Origin of the sequence: Enterobacter soli ATCC BAA-2102, from assembly GCF_001654845.1 — a bacterium.
Classification (GTDB): domain Bacteria; phylum Pseudomonadota; class Gammaproteobacteria; order Enterobacterales; family Enterobacteriaceae; genus Enterobacter; species Enterobacter soli.
Genome location: NZ_LXES01000049.1, coordinates 78636 through 100280 on the forward strand (window position 1 = coordinate 78636; position 21645 = coordinate 100280).

Genomic DNA, 21645 nt, shown 5'->3' on the forward strand with positions numbered 1-21645 from the left:
CTCCATCGAAGCGATTGCAGCCCCTGCAGTTCCCCCTTATGTTAAGCAATTCTCTTGTTGAATGGTGATGAAGCATGAACCCTTTGTTTGTCTACGGCACGCTGCAACCAGGCCACTCAAACGCGCATATTCTGGAAAACATTGGTGGTGAATGGCTGCCTGGATACGTGAAAGGCACCTTTTACGCGCGCGGATGGGGTGCGGCGGCCGATTTCCCGGGGATTGTCCTGGATGAACACGGCGCGCGCGTTGACGGTTATCTGTTTGTCTCCAACAACCTTGAAACGCACTGGGCGATGCTGGACGAGTTTGAAGAGGGTTACGACCGGGTAGAAGTCAGTGCCACTACGGTGGAAGGTCAGCAGGTTACGGCGTGGATTTATCAATTACAGCAGCGTGCTGCGCGTTAAAACTAAAAAGGCTCTCTGTTACCAGAGAGCCTTTCTCACGTTCAGCAACGATTACTCGCTTTTTGCTTCACCGTTTTTGATTTCGCCCATTACTTTCAGCTTTTTGGAGATGTCGCGACGTTCTTTGGACAGCTCAGCATTTTTGATGATGTAGTCATCAACGCGGTCTTCATAGTCGCTCTTCATGCTGGCGATAATGCCCTGAATAGCTTCAACGCTCATACCTGGCTTGATGTAGTCGCTCAGGTTATCCAGCAGCAGAACACGTTTCTGGTTGTCACGGATCTTCTTCTCAACGTCCTGGATTTCACGCTGCAATTTGTTTTTGCGGCGGAACAGGCGGACGAATTCCAGAACATCCTGGAACGAAGGCTTGGTAGTTTCCATTTTTACACCCCTGATAATGTGAGATTCGGATTCGTTAAAGCAACCGTTGTAACAGTAACCTTACTGACAGCGCTCGCGAATGACAATGAGTATATCGTTTAAAGCTATCATAACCCCAATTGCTGCTGAATCGAAGCAGCAGGCGTCACATAAGGCGATGGCTGCTTTTTATTTGCGCAGCGCCCGGCAGATCAGATGCGACAAAAGTTCCAGCTGGCGTGCCAGCTCCATGCTCAACCAGACATAGCCGTGGATCGGCGTTTCAGCCACATTGTCGCTCTGGCGTTCGTTGATAAGCTGCTTCAGCTCGGCAACGATTTCAGTCAGGCGCTCGCTGTTCGCCAGAATAGGCTGCGGGTTCCCTTCATAGAGTGCGTGAGCAATGGTTAACAACGTCTGTTGCGTCATCTGCTGCGTCTCTTTCAGCGTGTGTGCGTTAAGCATCAGCAGATGGCTGGGTCGAGAAGCCCAGTGCGCGTTGATTTGCAATTCAAGCATACAGACAAGATTACGACTCACCGTCTGAATCGCTTCGAAAACAGATTTCTGGATGTGCGTTTCCTTGCTGGCCGGGGTAATCAGCCCCCGCATCTTAACCACGTCATTGAGGATTTTTTGCAGATGCTTTTCAAGGCGCGGGCGCTCAACCAGATTAGGGGAAAAACCGGTCTGATAGACCCGGTTAAAGGCCATGACGTAGTTTGCCATCTGAATACGCCAGTGCAGGAAAGCGCGCTGCGGCCAAATGCCGGTGAACAGCATAGCCAGCAGCGAGCCAAGAATAACGTCTCCGCTTCGCCAGAGCGCGGTGGTCATATCCCCCGCGGGGGCACCCACCACCACCGAAAGCGTGATGCCAATCAGCAGTGCCTGATACGGTTTTTTCCCCAGCGCCAGCCAGCCGCAGAGGAACATAGCGCCGGCGCACCACGCCAGCATGACCGGAAACGAGATAAGTTCCAGTTTCAGGGCAATAAGACCCAGTGCAGAGCCTAAAACAGTGCCACCGATACGCTCAAAAGCCCGCGGGACGACATTTCCCCAGAACGAGATTGGCCCCATGATGACCACCAGCGTGATCAGCGGCCACGTCCCTTCCGGGACATTCAGCAAGCGCACCAGTACAAAAGTTAGTACAAAGGCCAGCGCGATGCGGCAACCATGCACAACGCGGTAGTGTTGATACAACCGAATTTCAAACGGCGTTAATGATTTGTCGGGACGCACACCCGCTCTCCAGCAGCTCGGCAAACCACAATTGTACTGTGTTTTCAGCCGGGCGGATCACACCCGGCTGAAAAACCCTGCGTTTACCAGGATTAACCCGCTTTGTGCTCAACGGCAACGTACATTTCAATGTCCCAGTAACCGTCTGCATTACCATCGTTCAGATAGCGTTCAAAGCAGGGCTTAGGAGCACACTGATAGTGGTGGTCCTGCAATAGAGAGTTGAAGAATTGATACCAGGGCGTCGCAAAATCAAAATTCTCAACCCTGGCAGTAGCAACAGCGTAATCGCCGGCGGCGATTTCAGTCATCATCACCCCTTCGCTGTTCTCGGGAATGGCAAAATCTTCCGGCACCGTTACCGCCGTGTCACAGCGCAATTTCTCTGCCGGGACGACATCCGGGTTATCGTAATAAACAGCAACCCATTCCAGTGGCTGGATCTGACGCCCGTCAACCCACATGACCAGTTGTTCAAAGCCCTGTTTTACCGTTTTTTCCCACGGCCCGACCAGGTGAAAGCCCGCGATTTTACGTTTCTGTTGCTGCCTGATGCTGTAGTCCATGCTGCCTCCGTTTATTACTGTATATTTATACACTATAAATCAGATTTTATATGCACAACAAATGAGGAGTGTTTATTATGTGAGCAGACTCGCATCCCTGCCAGTCTACTGAAAGCGGTTAACCCACGCGGTTAGATTTTGTGGTGCAGGTAGTCGCCAAGACGTGAGAATAAGCCCCCTTTATCAACGCTTTCCAGCGTGACCAGCGGCCAGTGCGCCACAACCTTATCCCGGTCGTAGAGCTGAATTTCCCCTACTCGCTGATGCGCTGCAATCGGCGCTTCCAGCTCTTTTTTATCCAGCACATATTTCGCTTTGATGTTTGGTACTTCTGCTTTAGGCAAAGCCAGCCAGAAATCCTGATCCGTGCCGAGCGTTACCTGCTCTTTATCGCCGTACCAGATACGCTCTGTACCCACTTTTTTACCATTATGCAGGATCTGCACCGTATCGAAATTCTGTTGCCCCCAGTGCAGCAGCTTACGTGCCTGATCTTCACGGCCTTTCGGGCTATCGGCCCCCATCACCACCGCAATTAAGCGGCGCTGACCGTCTACGGCAGAGGCAATCAGGTTAAAGCCTGCCCCGGATGTGTGCCCTGTTTTCAACCCGTCCACGTTCATGGTTTTATCCCACAGCAGGCCGTTACGGTTCTGCTGGGTGATCCCATTCCAGGTCAGGCTCTTTTCGCTATACATATGGTAAAAATCAGGTTCGCCATGAATGATTGCCCGGGACAGAACCGCCAGGTCATAAGCGGAGCTGTGCTGTCCCGGCGCATCCAGACCATGAACCGTTTCGAAGTGCGTGTCGCGCAGATTCAGCTTTTGCACGTAGTCGTTCATCATGTTGACGAACTGCGGCTGGCCGCCCGCCACATGGTCTGCCAGCGCCACACAGGCGTCGTTACCGGAATCGACAATTAAGCCCCGGCTCAGGTCACGGACGGACACACGATCGCCTGGTTTCAGGAACATCAGAGATGAGCCATCAAACACCGGGTTCCCTTTCGCCCACGCATCGCGACCTACGGTGACGATATCGTCCGGGGAAATTCGGTGGCCATCAATGGCACGATCGACAACATATCCCGTCATCAGCTTTGTCAGGCTCGCCGGATTGCGTTGCTGATGTTCGTTGCCCGCCGTTAAAATTTGACCAGTGGTGTAATCCATCAGTACCCAGGATCCTGCCTGGATAGCGGGTGGCTGCGGTGAAAAATCCAGCGGATCGGCAGCCAGCGCAGATGAGATACTCGAAGCGAGTAAAGAAACAGCAATAAACAGACGGCGTTTCAACGGTATATCCTCAGGTCATTAAAAATCGTTGACCTTTTTACGGGACTTCTGATGTCGTTACCTGCCTTAATTGCAAAAAAATGTGACAAGCAACATGTTTTACCTGAAGCCATCTCGCAAATTTCGCGCCTCAGGGCGCTTTTTATTCGGCCTGTACACCACGATCGTTTACCATAGTGGCGTCAATTTTTAACAGGATGGTATTACTGGTGTCTGACTCTTCCGCGCGCCCAACATTTTTATTCCACGATTATGAAACCTTTGGCACCCACCCGGCGCTGGACAGGCCATCCCAGTTTGCCGCCATCCGTACCGATGAAGATTTCAATATCATTGGCGAGCCGGAAGTTTTTTACTGCAAGCCCGCTGATGACTACCTGCCGCAGCCCGGTGCTGTGATGGTGACCGGCATTACGCCGCAGGAAGCGCGGGATAAAGGGGTTAACGAGGCCGGCTTTGCTCGCCGCATCCACGATCTGTTCACCGTTCCGAATACCTGTGTGGTGGGTTACAACAACATCCGCTTTGATGATGAAGTGACGCGCAACATCTTCTACCGTAATTTTTACGATCCGTACGCCTGGAGCTGGCAGAACCGCAATTCGCGCTGGGATTTGCTCGATATCATGCGCGCCTGCTATGCGCTGCGCCCGGAGGGGATCAACTGGCCGGAAAACGACGATGGCTTGCCCAGTTTCAGACTGGAACACCTCACTCGCGCCAACGGCATTGAACACAGCAATGCCCACGATGCGATGGCGGACGTTTACGCCACTATCGCCATGGCAAAACTGGTGAAGGCTGCGCAGCCGCGCCTGTTTGAGTACCTGTTAAGCCATCGCAGCAAACACAAGCTCACCACGCTGATTGATGTCCCGCAGATGAAACCGCTGGTGCATATTTCCGGGATGTTTGGTGCCTGGCGCGGGAATACCAGCTGGGTTGCCCCGCTGGCCTGGCACCCTGACAATCGCAATGCGGTGATTATGGTCGATCTGGCGGGCGATATTTCACCCCTGCTGGAGCTCGACAGCGATACGCTGCGCGAGCGGCTGTATACCCCAAAAAACGAACTCGGCGATCTGCCCGCGGTTCCGGTCAAACTGGTGCACATCAACAAATGTCCGGTACTGGCGCAGGCTAATACACTGCGCCCGGAAGATGCCGACCGGCTGGGGATAAACCGTCAGCACTGCCTGGATAACCTCAAAGTGCTGCGTGAAAACCCAGAGGTGCGCGAAAAAGTGGTCGCTATTTTTGCCGAAGCAGAGCCATTTGTGGCATCTGAAAACGTCGATGCACAACTGTATAACGGCTTTTTCAGCGATGCGGACCGCACCGCCATGAACATCATCCTGAACACCGAACCGCGTAACTTGCCGGCGCTGGATATCACCTTCGCTGACAAACGCATCGAGAAACTGATGTTTAATTACCGGGCGCGCAACTATCCCGGTACGCTGGATGAGGTGGAGCAAGAACGCTGGCTCCAGCATCGCCGTAACGTCTTTACACCAGAGTACCTTCAGCACTACGCCCAGGAACTTGAGTCGTTATATAACCAGTACGAAGGCAATGCTGAAAAACAGGCTCTGTTGAAAGCCCTGTTCCAGTACGCACAAGAGATAGTCTGAATGACAGGTATAAAAAAGCCGGAGGCGATGTCTCCGGCTTTTTTTTGCCCGCTGACGCGGGCCTAAAGATTTACTGGCAAGTCGTTATGCAACGTCTTCGTACTGAGGAACCGGGTTGCGGAAGCTTTTGGTTACGCAAGCCAGATAAATCAGACCAATAGCGCCCCAGATCAGACCCAGAACCATTGAGCTTTCTTCCAGGTTAATCCACAGCGCACCAACGGTCAGCGCACCACATACCGGCAGGAACAGGTAGTTGAAGTGGTCTTTCAGCGTTTTGTTGCGCTTCTCACGGATCCAGAACTGAGAGATCACGGAGAGGTTAACGAAGGTAAATGCCACCAGCGCACCGAAGTTAATCAGCGCAGTTGCGGTTACCAGGTCAAAGTTGATGGCCAGAAGTGCTATAGCACCCACCAGCAGCACGTTCCAGGCCGGAGTACGCCATTTCGGATGAACGTAGCCGAAGAAACGGGTCGGGAACACACCGTCACGGCCCATCACGTACATCAGACGAGAGACACCTGCGTGCGCCGCCATACCGGAAGCCAGAACGGTGACGCTTGAGAAGATCAGCACGCCCCACTGGAAGGTCTTGCCTGCAACGTACAGCATGATTTCAGGCTGTGACGCATCCGGATCTTTAAAGCGAGAGATATCCGGGAAGTACAGCTGCAGGAAGTAAGAAGCACCAATGAAAATGATGCCGCCAATCAGCGCGGTCAGGAAGATGGCGCGAGGGATCACACGCTCTGCATCTTTCGTCTCTTCAGACAGAGAAGAGATACCGTCGAAGCCCAGGAACGAGAAGCACAGGATAGTCGCACCGGTAATCATCGGCACAACGTGCGCACCTTCAGACCAGAACGGACGCGTGCTGGCCAGCGTACCTGCGCCTTCACCGTGGGACACACCGTAGATGATCATGCCAACAATGACGGAAACAATGCCCATTTGCAGGATAACAATCAGGGTGTTGAAGTTCGCAACGGTCTTGATGCTGCGCAGGTTAGAGATGGTCATAAAGGCCACCAGCGCAACAACGAAGATCCACGATGGTACGGAAGGCACCAGCGCTTCGAAGTAAATTTTTGCCAGCAGAATGTTGATCATCGGCATGAACAGGTAGTCCAGCAGAGATGACCAGCCCACCATAAAGCCAACCGCCGGGCTAATGGATTTCTGAGCGTAGGTGTAGGCAGAGCCAGCAGACGGGAAACGGCGAACCAGTTTACCGTAGCTCAGCGCTGTAAACAGAATGGCGACCAGCGCAAAGGCGTACGCCGTTGCAACGTGACCGTCAGTAAGGCCTGATACGATACCGAATGTATCGAACAGCGTCATTGGTTGCATATAGGCTAGGCCCATCATAACAACCGGAATCAACGTAAGTGTTTTACGTAATTCCACGCGAGAGGTTTTTGGAGTTGCGTTAAGCGACATGGTTAATCTCCTTTACGGTGATAACCGCCACGTAAGCGAAAAATTGCCCCATTTTCTGTATTCCTCAGCGACAACAACTGTCGGATTTTAGTAAATATCTATCCGGTACGAAGCCCGGCCTCTTGGTTTTTAGTTTCGTTTCGTACATGCAAAAAAAAATAACCGACGCCTTTTATATCGTCGATTATTCATTTGTTTGCAGCGGCCGCATTTTGCCCTATTCCAGATACAAAAGGCAATACATTGAGAAGCACAACAATAATTTCTTTTCACTAACCGGTTGATTTCTCAACATCAGGTGGAGTGTAAACCGTAGCAATAGCACTATTTGCTAAAATTTCGGCTCGCCACCAGGCGCTTGCAAGCCCGGCGGTTTGTTCATTCCAGCCTACCCACACAGATTCATTATTACTTTGCGCGACGACCTGTTTCTCAACCAGTGCACCGCTTTCAATATATCGTTGCGCCAAATAACGCGGAAGGTAGCCGCATCCGAGCCCGCTTATTTGCAGCTCAAGCTTGGTTTTAAAATCGAATACCGTAATCGCTTCCTGGCAATCAAGCTGCTGCGAAGGCGTCGTATATTCAGGGTGTGAGCTGTCCCCCACCACAATTGCCCTAAAGCCTCTGATGGTACGCCGATTAATCGGCTCAGGCTCTTGCGCTAACGGATGATGAGGCGCAACGGCAAATACCTGCTCCAGGATGCCCAGCCGCGCAAAACCGAAATCGCTCAGTTGAGGTGGCTCATGCAACGCGCCAACAATGATATCCGCCCTCCCCTGGGTTAACGCATCCCAAGAGCCACCAAGGACGCCATTAATAAAGATTAACCGGGTTACGCTATGGCGCTGATAAAACGCTTCGATAAGCGGCGTCAGAAGAGAGAAAGGGAACGTATCATCAACACCTATCACCAGCTCATTTTCCCAGCCCTGATGAAGCTTGATGGCTTGTTTTTCCAGTTCACGCACCGTGTGAAGAACTTCCCGCCCTTTTTCCAGCAGCATCTGTCCGGTACGGGTAAAACGCGCACGATGCCCGGAGCGATCGAGAAGCTGGATATTCAGATCGCTTTCCAGTTTATGTACGGTGTAACTCAGCGCGGAAGGCGTTTTGTAGAGCTTCGCCGATGCAGCGGCGAAGCTCCCCTCTTTTTCCAGCGCATCCAGGATAATAAGAACATCCAGCAACGGTTTCATGTTCGCCCCCAAGCGGCGTGCGCCCCCCGCTGATGGCATTATTCCATGGGCATCACCAGCGGATCGGGATACTGATACTCAAATCCCAGTTCATGACAAATACGATTGCCATCAATGACTTTGCCTTTACTTTCACCCTGCGCATCACCAAAAACAGGTGGTGCAAGACCCAACTGACGCGCCATCAGCGGATAAAATGTGCGTCGCGAAGGATGAGAGGGTGCACATATATTATAGATGTGCCCACCCTTCGGAGCCTGTAACAACAGCTCAATTGCACCGATGACATCCTCAAGATGCACAAGATTGACGCCATGTTGCCCGTCAGGCGCCGATTTCCCGGCAAAGAAACGCCCAGGATGACGCCCCGGCCCCACCAGCCCCGCCAGACGCAAAATATCCACCTGAGTACCGGGCAGATTATGCAGCCAGTCTTCCAGTTCTTTCAGTACCCGGCCACTGGCGGTAACCGGCTGGCGCGCAGTGCTCTCTTTCACGGTGCCATCGATATCACCGTACACCGATGTCGAGCTGGTAAAAATTATGCGCGGAACATGGTGTGCAAGTGCGCTATCGACAATCTCTTGTACCGCCTGTAAGTAGAAGGACTCACCGGGGCCACTGCGTCTTGCCGGGAGCGTTATAACCAGCGCATCAACGCCCATTAACACATCCAGATCGTCAGCGTCACACACCAGCTCCGGTTCCAGGCGCAGTTCGATACCATCGATACCGCACATCCGCGCCGCTTCGACCCCGTCCGCAGTGGTTTTACTCCCGGTCACTTGCCAGCCTTTCGCTGCTAATGACATTGCCAGTGGCATTCCTAGCCACCCTAAACCGACAATCGCGACCTTTTTCATGTGAATTCTCCTGACTCTCAATCGTCTGTATTAAGGCTACGCCAGCCCCGCAGAACACACAATTCATAGCATCAATATGAAATGAATTAATGATCAAAAAAAGCCCTTGCATTCTGCGGTGCAACTGGTTTAGGTTAAAAGGCATCAAATGAATAAGCATTCATCGAGAAAATTTATGACACGCGTTCAATTTAAACACCACCATCATCACCATCATCCTGACTAGTCTTTCAGGCGATGTGTGCTGGAAGACGTTTGGATCTTCCAGTGGTGCATGAACGCAAGAGAAAGCCCCCGGAAGATCTTCTTCCGGGGGCTTTTTTTTGGACTGAATTCAGACAGGTTAAAACAGGTTAACGAGGAATAAAGAATGTTAGATAACTCACGTTTACGCATAGCTATGCAAAAATCCGGCCGTCTTAGTGATGATTCACGCGAATTGCTGGCTCGCTGCGGGATTAAAATCAACCTGCACACTCAGCGCCTGATTGCCCTGGCTGAGAATATGCCAATCGATATTCTGCGCGTGCGTGATGACGATATCCCGGGCCTGGTGATGGATGGCGTGGTTGATCTTGGGATCATCGGCGAAAACGTGCTGGAAGAAGAGTTACTGACCCGCCGCGCACAGGGTGAAGACCCGCGCTACTTCACCCTGCGTCGTCTGGACTTCGGCGGTTGCCGTCTGTCTCTTGCCACCCCCGCGGATGAAGCATGGGATGGCCCGGCGGCACTGAATGGCAAACGTATTGCAACCTCTTACCCTCACCTGCTGAAGCGTTACCTGGATCAAAAAGGCGTGCAGTTCAAATCCTGTCTGCTGAACGGCTCTGTTGAAGTTGCTCCGCGCGCTGGCCTCGCCGATGCCATTTGCGACCTGGTGTCTACCGGCGCAACGCTGGAAGCAAACGGCCTGCGTGAAGTGGAAGTGATTTACCGCTCCAAAGCCTGCCTTATCCAGCGTGATGGCGAAATGGACAGCGCCAAGCAGCAGCTTATCGACAGACTGCTGACCCGTATTCAGGGTGTGATTCAGGCTCGCGAATCAAAATACATCATGATGCACGCGCCAACCGAACGCCTGGATGAAGTGATTGCCCTGCTGCCGGGTGCTGAGCGCCCAACCATTCTGCCGCTGGCGGGCGATCAGCAGCGTGTAGCAATGCACATGGTAAGCAGCGAAACCCTGTTTTGGGAAACCATGGAAAAACTGAAAGCACTGGGCGCAAGCTCTATTCTGGTGCTACCAATTGAGAAGATGATGGAGTAATTGCCATGAGCTTTAACACAATCATCGACTGGAATACGTGTACTGAAGAGCAACAGCGTGACCTGCTGATGCGCCCGGCGATTTCCGCCTCCGAGAGTATCACCCGTACCGTGGCGGAGATCCTGAACAACGTCAAATCCCGCGGCGATGATGCGCTGCGTGAATACAGCGCAAAGTTCGATAAAACCGAGGTTGGCGCGCTGAAAGTCACCGAACAAGAAATTGCGGATGCCAACAGCCGTCTGGGTGACGAGATCAAGCAGGCGATGGCCGTGGCGGTGAAAAACATCGATACCTTCCACACCGCGCAAAAGCTGCAAATTGTTGATGTGGAAACCCTGCCAGGCGTGCGCTGCCAGCAGGTAACGCGCCCGGTAGCCTCTGTGGGGCTCTATATTCCTGGCGGTTCGGCGCCGCTGTTTTCAACCGTATTAATGCTGGCCACCCCGGCGCGTATTGCCGGATGCCAGAAAGTCGTCCTTTGTTCCCCACCGCCGATTGCTGATGAAATTCTGTATGCCGCTAAGCTCTGTGGCGTGCAGGAGATCTTTAAAGTGGGCGGCGCGCAGGCGATTTCTGCTCTGGCCTTCGGCACCGAATCCGTCCCGAAAGTCGACAAGATTTTTGGGCCGGGCAATGCGTACGTAACTGAAGCCAAGCGCCAGGTCAGCCAGCGTCTGGACGGCGCGGCAATCGATATGCCTGCCGGCCCGTCCGAAGTGCTGGTGATTGCCGACAGCGGTGCAACGCCTGATTTTGTGGCGTCCGACCTGTTATCTCAGGCTGAACACGGCCCCGATTCTCAGGTGATTTTGCTGACGCCGGATGCCGACATGGCCAGACGCACAGGCGAAGCCGTGGAACGCCAGCTCGCTGATTTGCCCCGTGCCGACACCGCCCGCCAGGCACTGTCCGCCAGCCGTCTGATTGTGGCGAGCAGTATTGAGCAGTGTATTGCCATCTCTAACCAGTATGGCCCGGAGCACCTGATTATTCAGACCCGCAACGCACGTGAACTGGTTGATGGTATCACCAGCGCGGGCTCTGTCTTCCTGGGCGACTGGTCGCCTGAATCGGCTGGCGATTACGCCTCCGGAACAAACCACGTGCTGCCCACTTATGGCTACACGTCCACCTGTTCCAGCCTGGGGCTGGCGGATTTCCAGAAACGCATGACAGTGCAGGAACTCTCCCGCGAAGGTTTTGCATCCCTGGCATCCACCATTGAAACCCTGGCCGCAGCAGAACGTCTGACCGCCCACAAAAATGCCGTTACGCTGCGCGTTGCAGCCCTGAAGGAGCAAGCATGAACATTGAAGAATTAGCTCGCGAAAATGTCCGTCGACTGACTCCGTATCAGTCTGCGCGCCGCCTGGGCGGTAACGGTGATGTGTGGCTGAATGCCAACGAATTTCCGACGGCGGTGAAGTTTGAGCTGTCTCAGCAAACGCTTAACCGCTACCCGGAGTGCCAGCCAAAAGCCGTTATTGAGAACTATGCCGCCTATGCTGGCGTAAAGCCTGAGCAGGTGCTGGTCAGCCGCGGCGCCGACGAAGGCATTGAGTTGCTTATTCGTGCCTTCTGCGAGCCTGGCAAAGATGCCGTCATGTATTGCCAGCCAACCTATGGCATGTACAGCGTGAGCGCGGAAACCTTCGGTGTGGCCTGTCGTAACGTGCAGGCGCTGGACGACTGGCAGCTGGATCTTGAGAAGATTGCGAAAAACCTCGATGGCGTGAAAGTGGTGTTTGTCTGTAGCCCAAACAACCCGACCGGGCAGATTATCAATCCACAGGACATCCGCACGCTGCTGGAAATGACCCGTGGCAAAGCCCTGGTTGTTGCGGATGAGGCTTACATTGAATTTTGCCCGCAGGCGTCTCTTGCCGGCTGGCTCGAAGAGTACCCGCACCTGGTCGTGCTGCGCACGCTGTCGAAAGCCTTTGCTCTTGCTGGCCTGCGCTGCGGTTTTACGCTGGCCAATAAAGAGGTTATCGACCTGCTGTTGAAAGTGATCGCACCATACCCGCTTTCTACCCCGGTTGCAGATATTGCCGCTCAGGCACTGACACCGCAAGGGCTTGAGGCAATGCGCGGCCGCGTCGCACAAATCCTGAATGAGCGTCAATATCTGGTCAATGCGCTAAGAGAGATAGCCTGCGTTGAACAGGTTTTCGACTCTGAAACAAATTACATCCTGGTGCGTTTTATCGCCTCCAGCGCGGTATTTAAATCCTTGTGGGATCAGGGCATTATCTTACGAGATCAAAACAAACAACCTTCCCTGAGCGGCTGCCTGCGTATTACCGTCGGGACCCGTGAAGAGAGCCAGCGCGTTATTGACGCCCTGAATGCGGAGAAAGTATGAGCCAGAAGTACCTTTTCATCGATCGTGACGGCACTATTATTGCCGAGCCGCCAACTGATTTTCAGGTCGATCGTCTCGACAAACTGGCTTTTGAAGCTGACGTCATCCCGGTATTGCTCAAATTGCAAAAAGCCGGGTTTAAGCTGGTGATGATCACCAATCAGGATGGTCTGGGCACCAGCAGCTTCCCGCAGGCGGATTTTGACGGCCCGCATAATCTGATGATGCAAATTCTGACCTCTCAGGGTGTGGAATTTGAAGAGGTGCTGATCTGCCCGCACCTTCCGGCGGATAACTGTGATTGCCGTAAGCCGAAGACAAAACTGGTAGAGCGCTACCTGGCAGAAGCCGTGCTGGATAAAGCCAACAGCTATGTCATCGGCGATCGCGCCACGGATATCACTCTGGCTGAGAACATGGGTATTTCTGGCCTGCGCTACAACCGCAGCGAGCTCAACTGGGCGCAGATTGGCGAGCAGCTGACTAAACGCGATCGTTACTCGCACGTTGAGCGTAATACCAAAGAGACGCAGATCGACGTGAAGGTCTGGCTGGATCGTGAAGGCGGCAGCAAGATCCACACCGGCGTCGGGTTCTTCGATCACATGCTGGATCAAATTGCCACCCACGGTGGGTTCCGCATGGAAATTGCGGTAAAAGGCGATCTGTACATCGACGATCACCACACCGTTGAAGACACCGGTCTGGCGCTGGGGGAAGCGCTCAAGCTGGCGCTGGGTGACAAGCGCGGTATCAACCGTTTTGGCTTTGTTCTGCCAATGGACGAGTGCCTTGCGCGCTGTGCGCTGGATATTTCTGGCCGTCCGCATCTGGAATACAAAGCTGATTTCACCTACCAGCGCGTAGGCGATCTCAGCACTGAAATGGTTGAACACTTCTTCCGTTCGCTTTCCTACACCATGGGTCTGACACTGCACCTGAAAACCAAAGGCAAGAACGACCATCACCGTGTAGAGAGCCTGTTCAAAGCGTTTGGTCGCACCCTTCGTCAGGCAATTCGTGTGGAAGGTGATGCCCTGCCCTCGTCTAAAGGAGTGTTGTAATGAACGTGGTCATTCTGGATACCGGATGCGCCAACCTGAATTCCGTGAAATCGGCTATTTCGCGCCACGGCTATGAGCCTGTGGTCAGCCGTGACCCGGACGTGGTGTTACGCGCCGACAAACTCTTTTTACCCGGCGTGGGCACGGCGCAGACAGCCATGGATCAGATCCACCAACGTGAGCTGGTTGACCTGATTAAAGCCTGTACCCAGCCCGTGCTGGGGATCTGCCTGGGAATGCAGATTCTGGGTCGTCATAGCGCAGAGAACAACGGCGTCGACCTGCTGGGAATTATCGATCAGGATGTGCCGAAAATGACCGACCACGGTCTGCCACTCCCACATATGGGCTGGAACCGTGTGTACCCGAAAGCAGGAGACAGACTGTTTCGCGGCATTGAAGACGGTGCTTATTTCTACTTTGTGCACAGCTACGCCATGCCGGTGAACCCGTACACCATTGCCCAGTGCAACTACGGCGAGCCATTTACCGCTGCGGTTCAGAAAGACAATTTCTACGGCGTGCAGTTTCACCCGGAACGCTCTGGTGCCGCAGGCGCGCAGTTGCTGAAAAACTTCCTGGAGATGTGATGATTATTCCCGCATTAGATTTAATTGACGGCACGGTCGTCCGGCTCCACCAGGGTGATTACGCGCAGCAACGTGATTACGGCAATGATCCGCTGCCGCGTTTGCAGGATTACGCCGCGCAGGGTGCAGAAGTGCTGCACCTGGTGGATCTCACCGGTGCGAAAGACCCGGCTAAACGCCAGATCCCTCTGCTCAAAAAACTGGTCGCGGGCGTGAATGTGCCCGTTCAGGTGGGCGGTGGCGTGCGTACTGAAGAGGACGTTGCGGCCCTGCTTGAAGCGGGTGTGGCGCGCGTTGTCGTTGGCTCTACCGCCGTAAAAGATCCCGAAATGGTTAAAGGCTGGTTCCGCCGTTTCGGTGCGGATGCGCTGGTGCTGGCGCTGGACGTGCGTATTGACGAACAGGGCACCAAACAGGTGGCCGTCAGCGGCTGGCAGGAAAACTCCGGCATGACGCTCGAGGAGCTGGTTGATATTTATCTGCCGGTGGGCCTGAAACATGTGCTTTGCACGGATATCTCTCGCGACGGGACGCTGGCAGGCTCGAATGTTTCTTTGTACGACGAAGTCTGCGCACGTTATCCGCAGGTGGCGTTCCAGTCCTCTGGTGGCATCGGGGATTTGGCCGACATCGCCGCTCTGCGCGGTACGGGTGTTCGCGGCGTGATTGTTGGACGCGCCTTACTGGAAGGAAAATTTACTGTGACGGAGGCGATTCAATGCTGGCAAAACGGATAATCCCTTGCCTGGACGTACGTGACGGCCAGGTGGTGAAAGGCGTGCAGTTCCGCAACCACGAAATCATTGGTGACATCGTCCCGCTGGCAAAACGTTATGCCGATGAAGGTGCAGACGAGCTGGTATTTTACGATATCACCGCATCAAGCGATGGCCGCGTTGTGGACAAAAGCTGGGTCGCGCGCGTGGCGGAAGTGATTGATATTCCCTTCTGCGTGGCGGGCGGGATAAAGTCTGCGGAAGATGCAGCCAAAATTCTCTCCTTCGGGGCGGATAAAATCTCCATCAACTCACCGGCTCTGGCCGACCCTGAATTAATCACCCGTCTGGCAGACCGCTTTGGCGTGCAGTGCATTGTGGTGGGCATTGATACCTGGTTTGACGACGCAACGGGCAAGTATCACGTTAACCAGTATACCGGCGACGAAAGCCGTACCCGAGTAACCCAGTGGGAGACGCTGGATTGGGTGCAGGAAGTCCAGAAACGTGGCGCAGGTGAAATCGTACTGAATATGATGAACCAGGACGGCGTACGTAACGGCTACGACCTGGAGCAGTTGAAAAAAGTGCGTTCGGTGTGCCATGTGCCGCTGATCGCCTCCGGTGGCGCGGGAACCATGGAGCACTTCCTGGAAGCCTTCCGCGATGCATCCGTAGACGGTGCGCTTGCCGCATCCGTGTTCCATAAGCAAATTATCAATATTGGTGAGTTAAAAACGTACCTGGCAAATCAGGGCGTGGAGATAAGGGTATGTTAACAGAGCAACAACAGGCGCAGCTGGATTGGGAAAAAACTGACGGATTATTGCCAGTCGTTGTACAACATGCCGTATCAGGCGAAGTCCTGATGCTGGGATATGTGAACCAGGAAGCGCTGGCTAAAACGGTCGACAGCGGTAAAGTCACGTTCTTCTCGCGCACTAAACAGCGCCTGTGGACCAAAGGTGAAACCTCGGGGCATTTCCTGAACGTGGTCAGCATTACGCCAGACTGCGATAACGACACCCTGCTTATCCTGGCAAACCCGATTGGCCCGACCTGCCATAAAGGCACCAACAGTTGCTTTGGTGACGCCAGCCACCAGTGGCTGTTCCTGTATCAGCTTGAGCAGCTGTTAGCGGAGCGCAAAACGGCGGACCCACAAAGCTCTTATACTGCGAAACTGTATGCCAGCGGCACGAAACGCATTGCGCAGAAGGTCGGTGAAGAAGGGGTAGAAACGGCTCTGGCGGCGACCGTAAATGACCGCGAAGAGTTGACCAACGAAGCCTCAGATTTGATGTATCACCTGCTGGTGCTACTGCAAGACCAGGATCTCGACTTAACCGCGGTTATCGAGAATCTGCGTAAACGCCACAAATAAAAAAAGACCGGGGAAACCCGGTCTTTTTTTGTCAGCTTATCAGGCTTTTGGTGTGTAGCTGCGTAACGCGTTACGAACCAACACCACACAGGAACCGATAATCCCACCCAGCAGCACTGCCAGAATCAGCAGAATGGCTTTTTTCGGGCTGTCGCGCGTCACCGGCAGGTCTGGCTGCATGACATAGCGGTAAGCATGGATAGTGGACGGATCAACGTGAAGTTTCTCGATATCCAGTAAGTTCTGTTTGGTCTGGTAATACGCTGGCGAGAATACCAATGGGCGCGTCGATTCGTGGTCAATCATCGATTGCAGCGCTTCGCTTCCCAGCAGGAACATGGTTTCCTGGGTGACATCCTGAGTCTGCTGGATCTGCGGGGTCACAACCTTGGCGGCTTGCGCAAATTTTAACGCTTCGGAGATCTGCTGAATACGCAGGTCTTTTTGTTCCTGAGCTACTTTCTCCTGGTTTCCGAGAGAGTCGTTCAGCGCTGAAATCTGCTGTGTAATGTTATCTTTCAGGTCAACGCCCAGCTCTTTTGCTGTCTGTTCATCGACCTGGCGAATATATTGATTCAGCTGCTTCTGCGCCCCTTCTGCCGTACTACTGACATAAGTGATGACCAACGGCAGCGCCTGCCCTTTCACCGCAGGTTCAATGGATAATTTTTCAGGAACCAGCTGGTTATCAAGCGCCTGAGAAAGCGCTGAAATTGACGCGTTGAAACGACCGATAACGCGCGACTGAACATCCGATAACGATGGCGCAGCATTGCCATACAGAATGTTAAGTGCACCGTTGTATGTCGCGACTTGTGCAGCATCTGGCTGGGTGATAATCGCCGTGGAGGTCCATTTCTCTTTTGCGACAAAGATGTAAATAACCGCCAGAACGATGGCAACAACGACGCAGGTGACGATTGTCTTTTTGCCGTGCCAAAGTTGCATTACTAAATCAAGTAAATCAAATTGCTCCGGGTCATTGCTTCTACTGACCGCGTTATTGTTGTTATGCGTCATACAATCCTTAACAGGTAAAAAGCACAAAAAAATATTATTTGTATAGTTTATCCTGTACTGACGATTTTTCTATAGGAATCCTATGAGTTATCCGCTAACTGGTGAAGTTTTGCTAACCTGGCACTTAGCGGTATGATGCACACCATCATTTGCGCATAGCGCATCGCGATATTTGTTACTGAAGAGGATTGGTATGAAATTTTTGGTCACCGGAGCCGCTGGTTTTATTGGCTTTCACGTCAGCGAACGACTTCTGAAGGCGGGCCATCAGGTTGTGGGTATTGATAACCTGAACAGCTACTACGATGTGAGCCTGAAGCAAGCCCGACTGGATCTTTTGGCGTCTGAGAATTTTACGTTCCGCAAACTCGACCTCGCCGACCGTGAAGGGATGACTGCACTCTTTGCTGAAGAGAAGTTTGACCGGGTGATTCACCTGGCCGCTCAGGCTGGCGTGCGTTATTCGCTGGAAAACCCTCATGTTTATGCAGAATCAAACCTGATTGGTCACCTGAACGTTCTGGAAGGCTGTCGCCATAACCAGGTTCAGCATTTAGTCTATGCTTCTTCCAGCTCCGTGTATGGCCTGAACAGCAAAATGCCATTCTCTACCGATGATTCAGTGGATCACCCTGTGTCTCTGTACGCGGCCACCAAGAAAGCAAATGAGCTGATGGCGCACACCTATTCGCATCTTTACGGTCTGCCAACCACCGGGCTGCGCTTCTTTACCGTTTACGGCCCGTGGGGTCGCCCGGACATGGCTCTGTTTAAGTTCACCAAAGCGATGCTCGAAGGTAACAGCATCGATGTGTACAACTACGGCAAGATGAAGCGCGACTTTACCTACATCGATGATATCGTCGAAGGTATCATCCGCCTTCAGGACGTTATCCCACAACCGAACCCAGAGTGGACGGTTGAAACGGGTTCTCCTGCGTCAAGTTCCGCGCCGTACCATATCTACAATATCGGCAACAGCGCCCCTGTTGAGCTGATGGATTACATCACTGCTCTCGAAGAAGCCCTGGGCACCGAAGCGAAAAAGAATATGATGCCTGTACAGCCAGGTGATGTGCTGGAAACCAGCGCAGATACCAAACCACTTCAGGATGTGGTTGGCTTTAAACCACAAACTTCTGTGAAAGAAGGGGTTAAGAACTTTGTGGACTGGTATCGCAATTTCTACAACGTCTAAAAACAACAATGCCCGGCAATGCCGGGCATTTTTTTACGCGTTATCTGCAACTGCTATCAGTCACTGCCAAACAGATCGCGGGTGTACACTTTATCCGCCACATCGGCCAATTCATCCGCCATACGGTTAGAGATAATCACATCCGCTTCTTTTTTAAAGGTATCCAGATCGCGAACCACGCGGGAGTGGAAGAACTCATCTTCTTTCATTGCTGGCTCGTAAATCACAACCTGCACACCCTTCGCCTTGATACGCTTCATGATCCCCTGAATAGAAGAGGCGCGGAAGTTATCAGAGCCGCTCTTCATGATCAGACGGTATACGCCCACCACTTTCGGGTGACGCGCAAGGATAGAATCAGAGATGAAGTCTTTACGCGTGCGGTTGGCATCAACAATCGCTGAAATCAGGTTGTTTGGCACAGCCTGATAGTTCGCCAGCAGCTGTTTCGTATCTTTCGGCAGGCAATAACCACCGTAACCAAACGACGGGTTGTTGTAGTGGTTGCCAATACGCGGATCCAGGCAGACACCCTCGATAATCTGACGCGTATTCAGACCCAGGCTTTCTGCATAGCTGTCCAGCTCATTGAAGTACGCAACACGCATCGCCAGATAGGTGTTCGCGAAGAGTTTAATCGCTTCGGCTTCGGTGGAATCGGTAAACAGTACCGCGATATCTTTCTTAATCGCCCCTTCCTGAAGCAGTGCAGCAAAACGCTCAGCACGCTCAGAACGCTCGCCAATCACAATACGGGACGGATGCAGGTTATCGTATAACGCCCTTCCCTCACGCAGGAACTCTGGCGAGAAGAAGACATTATCAATACCCAGCTTTTCCTTAATGGATTTGGTGAAGCCCACAGGAATGGTCGATTTGATGATCATCACCGCGTTCGGGTTGATCGCCGTAACATCTTTAATCACCGCTTCGACGCTGGAGGTGTTGAAGTAGTTGGTTTTCGGATCGTAATCGGTTGGCGTTGCGATGATGACGTAGTCCGCGTTGCGGTATGCGTCTTCTTTATCCGTCGTTGCGCGGAAATTCAGAGGTTTATTGGAAAGATAATCCTGGATCTCCTTATCAACAATCGGGGAGACTTTCTGATTAAGCATATCCACTTTGGCCTGCACGATATCCAGCGCGACCACTTCGTGATTCTGCGCAATCAGAATACCGTTTGAAAGACCAACATAGCCTGTTCCGGAGATTGTTATTTTCATCGTTCAACTTCTTCAAGTATGAGTGTCAGGAAGCGCGTTCGCACCACCGCAATAAACAACTGTTGAGGTTTTTACCTCTTATGTTGATCGGCTGTCAAGGCGAATGCCTTACTACAGGAGAGAGAAAATACAGAGGTTTATTCTGCGTTAAGAGAGCCTTGTTGCACGAAGCAAGTCAACAAGGGGGCGGAGCGTTAAAAAAAGCCCGGTGAATTTCACCGGGCCTGGCTATCAGACTGGTTTAAATCAGATTAATCCAGCCATTCGGTGTGGAACACACCTTCTTTATCAGTGCGTTTGTAAGTATGCGCACCGAAGTAGTCACGCTGCGCCTGAATCAGGTTGGCAGGCAGAACGGCAGCACGGTAGCTGTCGTAGTACGCCACAGCGGCAGAGAAGGTTGGAACCGGAATACCGTTTTGTACCGCATAAGCCACTACGTCACGCAGGGCCTGCTGATATTCGTCAGCAATTTTCTTGAAGTACGGTGCCAGCAGCAGGTTCGCGATACCCGCATTTTCAGCATAGGCATCGGTGATTTTTTGCAGGAACTGTGCGCGAATGATGCAACCAGCACGGAAGATCTTCGCGATTTCACCGTAGTTCAGATCCCAGTTGTTCTCGTCAGACGCTGCGCGCAACTGAGAGAAACCTTGCGCATAAGAGACGATTTTACCCAGGTACAGTGCACGACGCACTTTCTCGACGAACTCAGCTTTCTCGCCTGCTGGTTTAGCCTGCGGGCCAGACAGCACTTTAGAAGCCGCAACGCGCTGCTCTTTCAGAGAAGAGATGTAGCGTGCAAATACGGATTCAGTGATCAGAGACAGCGGTTCGCCCAGGTCCAGAGAGCTCTGGCTGGTCCATTTACCGGTGCCTTTGTTCGCAGCTTCATCCAGAATCACATCAACCAGGTATTTACCTTCTTCATCTTTCTTGGTGAAGATATCCTTGGTGATGTCGATCAGGTAGCTGTTCAGCTCACCTTTGTTCCAGTTGGTGAAGGTCTCAGCCAGCTCTTCGTTCGACAGGTTCAGGCCGCCTTTCAGCAGGGAATATGCTTCTGCAATAAGCTGCATATCGCCGTATTCGATACCGTTGTGCACCATCTTCACATAGTGACCCGCACCGTCTGGACCGATATAGGTCACGCACGGCTCACCATCTTCAGCGATAGCTGCGATTTTAGTGAGGATTGGGGCAACCAGTTCGTAAGCTTCTTTCTGGCCGCCAGGCATGATAGATGGGCCTTTCAGCGCGCCTTCTTCACCACCGGAAACACCGGTACCGATGAAGTTAAAGCCTTCAGCAGACAGTTCACGATTACGACGAATGGTGTCCTGGAAGAAGGTGTTACCGCCATCAATAATGATGTCGCCCTTTTCCAGATATGGCTTCAGGGAATCGATGGCTGCGTCTGTGCCAGCGCCTGCTTTAACCATTAACAGGATACGACGAGGCGTTTCCAGCGATTCAACAAACTCCTGAACCGTGTAGAACGGAACCAGTTTCTTGCCTGGGTTTTCGGCAATCACTTCTTCGGTCTTTTCACGGGAGCGGTTGAAAACGGACACGGTATAACCACGGCTTTCGATGTTGAGCGCCAGGTTGCGCCCCATCACTGCCATACCGACAACGCCGATCTGTTGCTTGGACATTACATACTCCTGTCTTGGGGATAATCACTGCGGTGCGATGCAGTTTGAATGTGTCTATGATGTTAACTCAAGCCTGTTACTTATGGATAGCCTTTGGTGTGCTAACGCTATCAACAGTAGAAAA

Annotated in this window: 23 protein-coding genes and 1 other annotated feature; of the genes, 12 read left to right on the forward strand and 11 right to left on the reverse strand. The window is 52.8% G+C overall.

The window, feature by feature from the left end; all coding sequences use genetic code 11:
- Positions 1-74: 74 nt before the first annotated feature.
- A complete protein-coding gene (locus M987_RS20050) occupies positions 75-410 on the forward strand; it encodes a gamma-glutamylcyclotransferase family protein (protein ID WP_014070892.1) in 336 nt (111 codons plus the stop codon).
- A 51-nt stretch (positions 411-461) separates the two neighbouring features.
- Here the strand turns inward: M987_RS20050 and M987_RS20055 are convergent, their stop codons facing one another.
- The 4 genes from M987_RS20055 to dacD all read right to left on the reverse strand — a co-directional run bounded on the left by M987_RS20055 (position 462) and on the right by dacD (position 3894).
- Positions 462-797: a DUF496 family protein gene (locus M987_RS20055; protein ID WP_008499467.1), complete on the reverse strand. Its 336-nt coding sequence runs from the start codon at positions 795-797 to the stop codon at positions 462-464.
- Positions 798-965: 168 nt separating this feature from the next.
- Positions 966-2024, reverse strand: coding sequence for an FUSC family protein (locus tag M987_RS20060; protein WP_014070893.1), 1059 nt, complete (start codon positions 2022-2024; stop codon positions 966-968).
- Positions 2025-2116: 92 nt separating this feature from the next.
- Positions 2117-2590, reverse strand: a complete 474-nt coding sequence (sbmC, locus tag M987_RS20065) for a DNA gyrase inhibitor SbmC (protein WP_014070894.1) — start codon at positions 2588-2590, stop codon at positions 2117-2119.
- A 131-nt stretch (positions 2591-2721) separates the two neighbouring features.
- Positions 2722-3894 (reverse strand): serine-type D-Ala-D-Ala carboxypeptidase DacD, encoded by a 1173-nt coding sequence (dacD, locus tag M987_RS20070; RefSeq protein ID WP_140418969.1) that lies wholly within the window; start codon positions 3892-3894, stop codon positions 2722-2724.
- A 203-nt stretch (positions 3895-4097) separates the two neighbouring features.
- Here dacD and sbcB point away from each other — a divergent pair, with 203 nt between their 5' ends.
- Positions 4098-5522: an exodeoxyribonuclease I gene (gene sbcB, locus M987_RS20075; protein ID WP_014070896.1), complete on the forward strand. Its 1425-nt coding sequence runs from the start codon at positions 4098-4100 to the stop codon at positions 5520-5522.
- 84 nt (positions 5523-5606) lie between these two features.
- Here the strand turns inward: sbcB and M987_RS20080 are convergent, their stop codons facing one another.
- The 4 genes from M987_RS20080 to M987_RS20090 all read right to left on the reverse strand — a co-directional run bounded on the left by M987_RS20080 (position 5607) and on the right by M987_RS20090 (position 9030).
- Positions 5607-6965 carry an APC family permease gene (locus tag M987_RS20080; protein ID WP_014070897.1) on the reverse strand — a complete coding sequence of 453 codons (1359 nt, stop codon included), beginning with the start codon at positions 6963-6965 and terminating at the stop codon, positions 5607-5609.
- Positions 6955-7017, reverse strand: a complete 63-nt coding sequence (gene yoeI / locus M987_RS24765) for a membrane protein YoeI (RefSeq protein WP_128738933.1) — start codon at positions 7015-7017, stop codon at positions 6955-6957. The genes M987_RS20080 and yoeI overlap by 11 nt, the downstream gene beginning before the upstream one ends.
- 220 nt (positions 7018-7237) lie before the next feature.
- Positions 7238-8167 carry a LysR substrate-binding domain-containing protein gene (locus M987_RS20085; protein WP_041162250.1) on the reverse strand — a complete coding sequence of 310 codons (930 nt, stop codon included), beginning with the start codon at positions 8165-8167 and terminating at the stop codon, positions 7238-7240.
- A gap of 38 nt (positions 8168-8205) precedes the next feature.
- Positions 8206-9030, reverse strand: coding sequence for an SDR family oxidoreductase (locus tag M987_RS20090; RefSeq protein ID WP_014070899.1), 825 nt, complete (start codon positions 9028-9030; stop codon positions 8206-8208).
- 175 nt (positions 9031-9205) lie between these two features.
- On the opposite strand from M987_RS20090, the gene hisL reads away from it, so the two are divergent.
- The 9 genes from hisL to hisIE all read left to right on the forward strand — a co-directional run bounded on the left by hisL (position 9206) and on the right by hisIE (position 16422).
- Positions 9206-9256: a his operon leader peptide gene (hisL, locus tag M987_RS24770; RefSeq protein ID WP_001364200.1), complete on the forward strand. Its 51-nt coding sequence runs from the start codon at positions 9206-9208 to the stop codon at positions 9254-9256.
- Positions 9232-9355 (forward strand) — a sequence feature (His leader region). Its footprint overlaps the gene before it by 25 nt.
- 45 nt (positions 9356-9400) lie before the next feature.
- Positions 9401-10300 (forward strand): ATP phosphoribosyltransferase, encoded by a 900-nt coding sequence (hisG, locus tag M987_RS20095; protein WP_014070900.1) that lies wholly within the window; start codon positions 9401-9403, stop codon positions 10298-10300.
- A 5-nt stretch (positions 10301-10305) separates the two neighbouring features.
- The gene (gene hisD, locus M987_RS20100) at positions 10306-11610 is read left to right on the forward strand and encodes a histidinol dehydrogenase (RefSeq protein ID WP_014070901.1); all 1305 of its coding nucleotides are present in this window, start codon (positions 10306-10308) and stop codon (positions 11608-11610) included.
- Positions 11607-12668, forward strand: coding sequence for a histidinol-phosphate transaminase (hisC, locus tag M987_RS20105; RefSeq protein WP_014070902.1), 1062 nt, complete (start codon positions 11607-11609; stop codon positions 12666-12668). Before hisD ends, hisC begins: the two co-directional genes overlap by 4 nt.
- Positions 12665-13732 (forward strand): bifunctional histidinol-phosphatase/imidazoleglycerol-phosphate dehydratase HisB, encoded by a 1068-nt coding sequence (hisB, locus tag M987_RS20110; protein ID WP_014070903.1) that lies wholly within the window; start codon positions 12665-12667, stop codon positions 13730-13732. Before hisC ends, hisB begins: the two co-directional genes overlap by 4 nt.
- Positions 13732-14322, forward strand: coding sequence for an imidazole glycerol phosphate synthase subunit HisH (gene hisH, locus M987_RS20115; protein WP_014070904.1), 591 nt, complete (start codon positions 13732-13734; stop codon positions 14320-14322). Before hisB ends, hisH begins: the two co-directional genes overlap by 1 nt.
- Positions 14322-15059, forward strand: coding sequence for a 1-(5-phosphoribosyl)-5-[(5-phosphoribosylamino)methylideneamino]imidazole-4-carboxamide isomerase (hisA, locus tag M987_RS20120; RefSeq protein ID WP_014070905.1), 738 nt, complete (start codon positions 14322-14324; stop codon positions 15057-15059). The genes hisH and hisA overlap by 1 nt, the downstream gene beginning before the upstream one ends.
- Positions 15041-15817 (forward strand): imidazole glycerol phosphate synthase subunit HisF, encoded by a 777-nt coding sequence (gene hisF / locus M987_RS20125; RefSeq protein ID WP_014070906.1) that lies wholly within the window; start codon positions 15041-15043, stop codon positions 15815-15817. Before hisA ends, hisF begins: the two co-directional genes overlap by 19 nt.
- On the forward strand, positions 15811-16422 hold the full coding sequence (hisIE, locus tag M987_RS20130) for a bifunctional phosphoribosyl-AMP cyclohydrolase/phosphoribosyl-ATP diphosphatase HisIE (protein ID WP_014070907.1): 612 nt from the start codon (positions 15811-15813) through the stop codon (positions 16420-16422). The genes hisF and hisIE overlap by 7 nt, the downstream gene beginning before the upstream one ends.
- Positions 16423-16461: 39 nt before the next feature.
- Here the strand turns inward: hisIE and wzzB are convergent, their stop codons facing one another.
- Entirely contained in the window at positions 16462-17442 is a 981-nt protein-coding gene (gene wzzB / locus M987_RS20135) for an LPS O-antigen chain length determinant protein WzzB (RefSeq protein WP_014070908.1), read from the reverse strand.
- Between the two features lie 193 nt (positions 17443-17635).
- Between wzzB and M987_RS20140 the strand changes: the two genes are divergently transcribed.
- On the forward strand, positions 17636-18640 hold the full coding sequence (locus M987_RS20140; RefSeq protein WP_014070909.1) for an NAD-dependent epimerase: 1005 nt from the start codon (positions 17636-17638) through the stop codon (positions 18638-18640).
- A 56-nt stretch (positions 18641-18696) separates the two neighbouring features.
- Here M987_RS20140 and ugd read toward each other — a convergent pair whose 3' ends face one another.
- Positions 18697-19863 (reverse strand): UDP-glucose 6-dehydrogenase, encoded by a 1167-nt coding sequence (gene ugd, locus M987_RS20145; RefSeq protein ID WP_014070910.1) that lies wholly within the window; start codon positions 19861-19863, stop codon positions 18697-18699.
- 251 nt (positions 19864-20114) lie between these two features.
- Positions 20115-21521, reverse strand: coding sequence for an NADP-dependent phosphogluconate dehydrogenase (gene gndA, locus M987_RS20150; protein WP_014070911.1), 1407 nt, complete (start codon positions 21519-21521; stop codon positions 20115-20117).
- Positions 21522-21645: the final 124 nt, after the last annotated feature.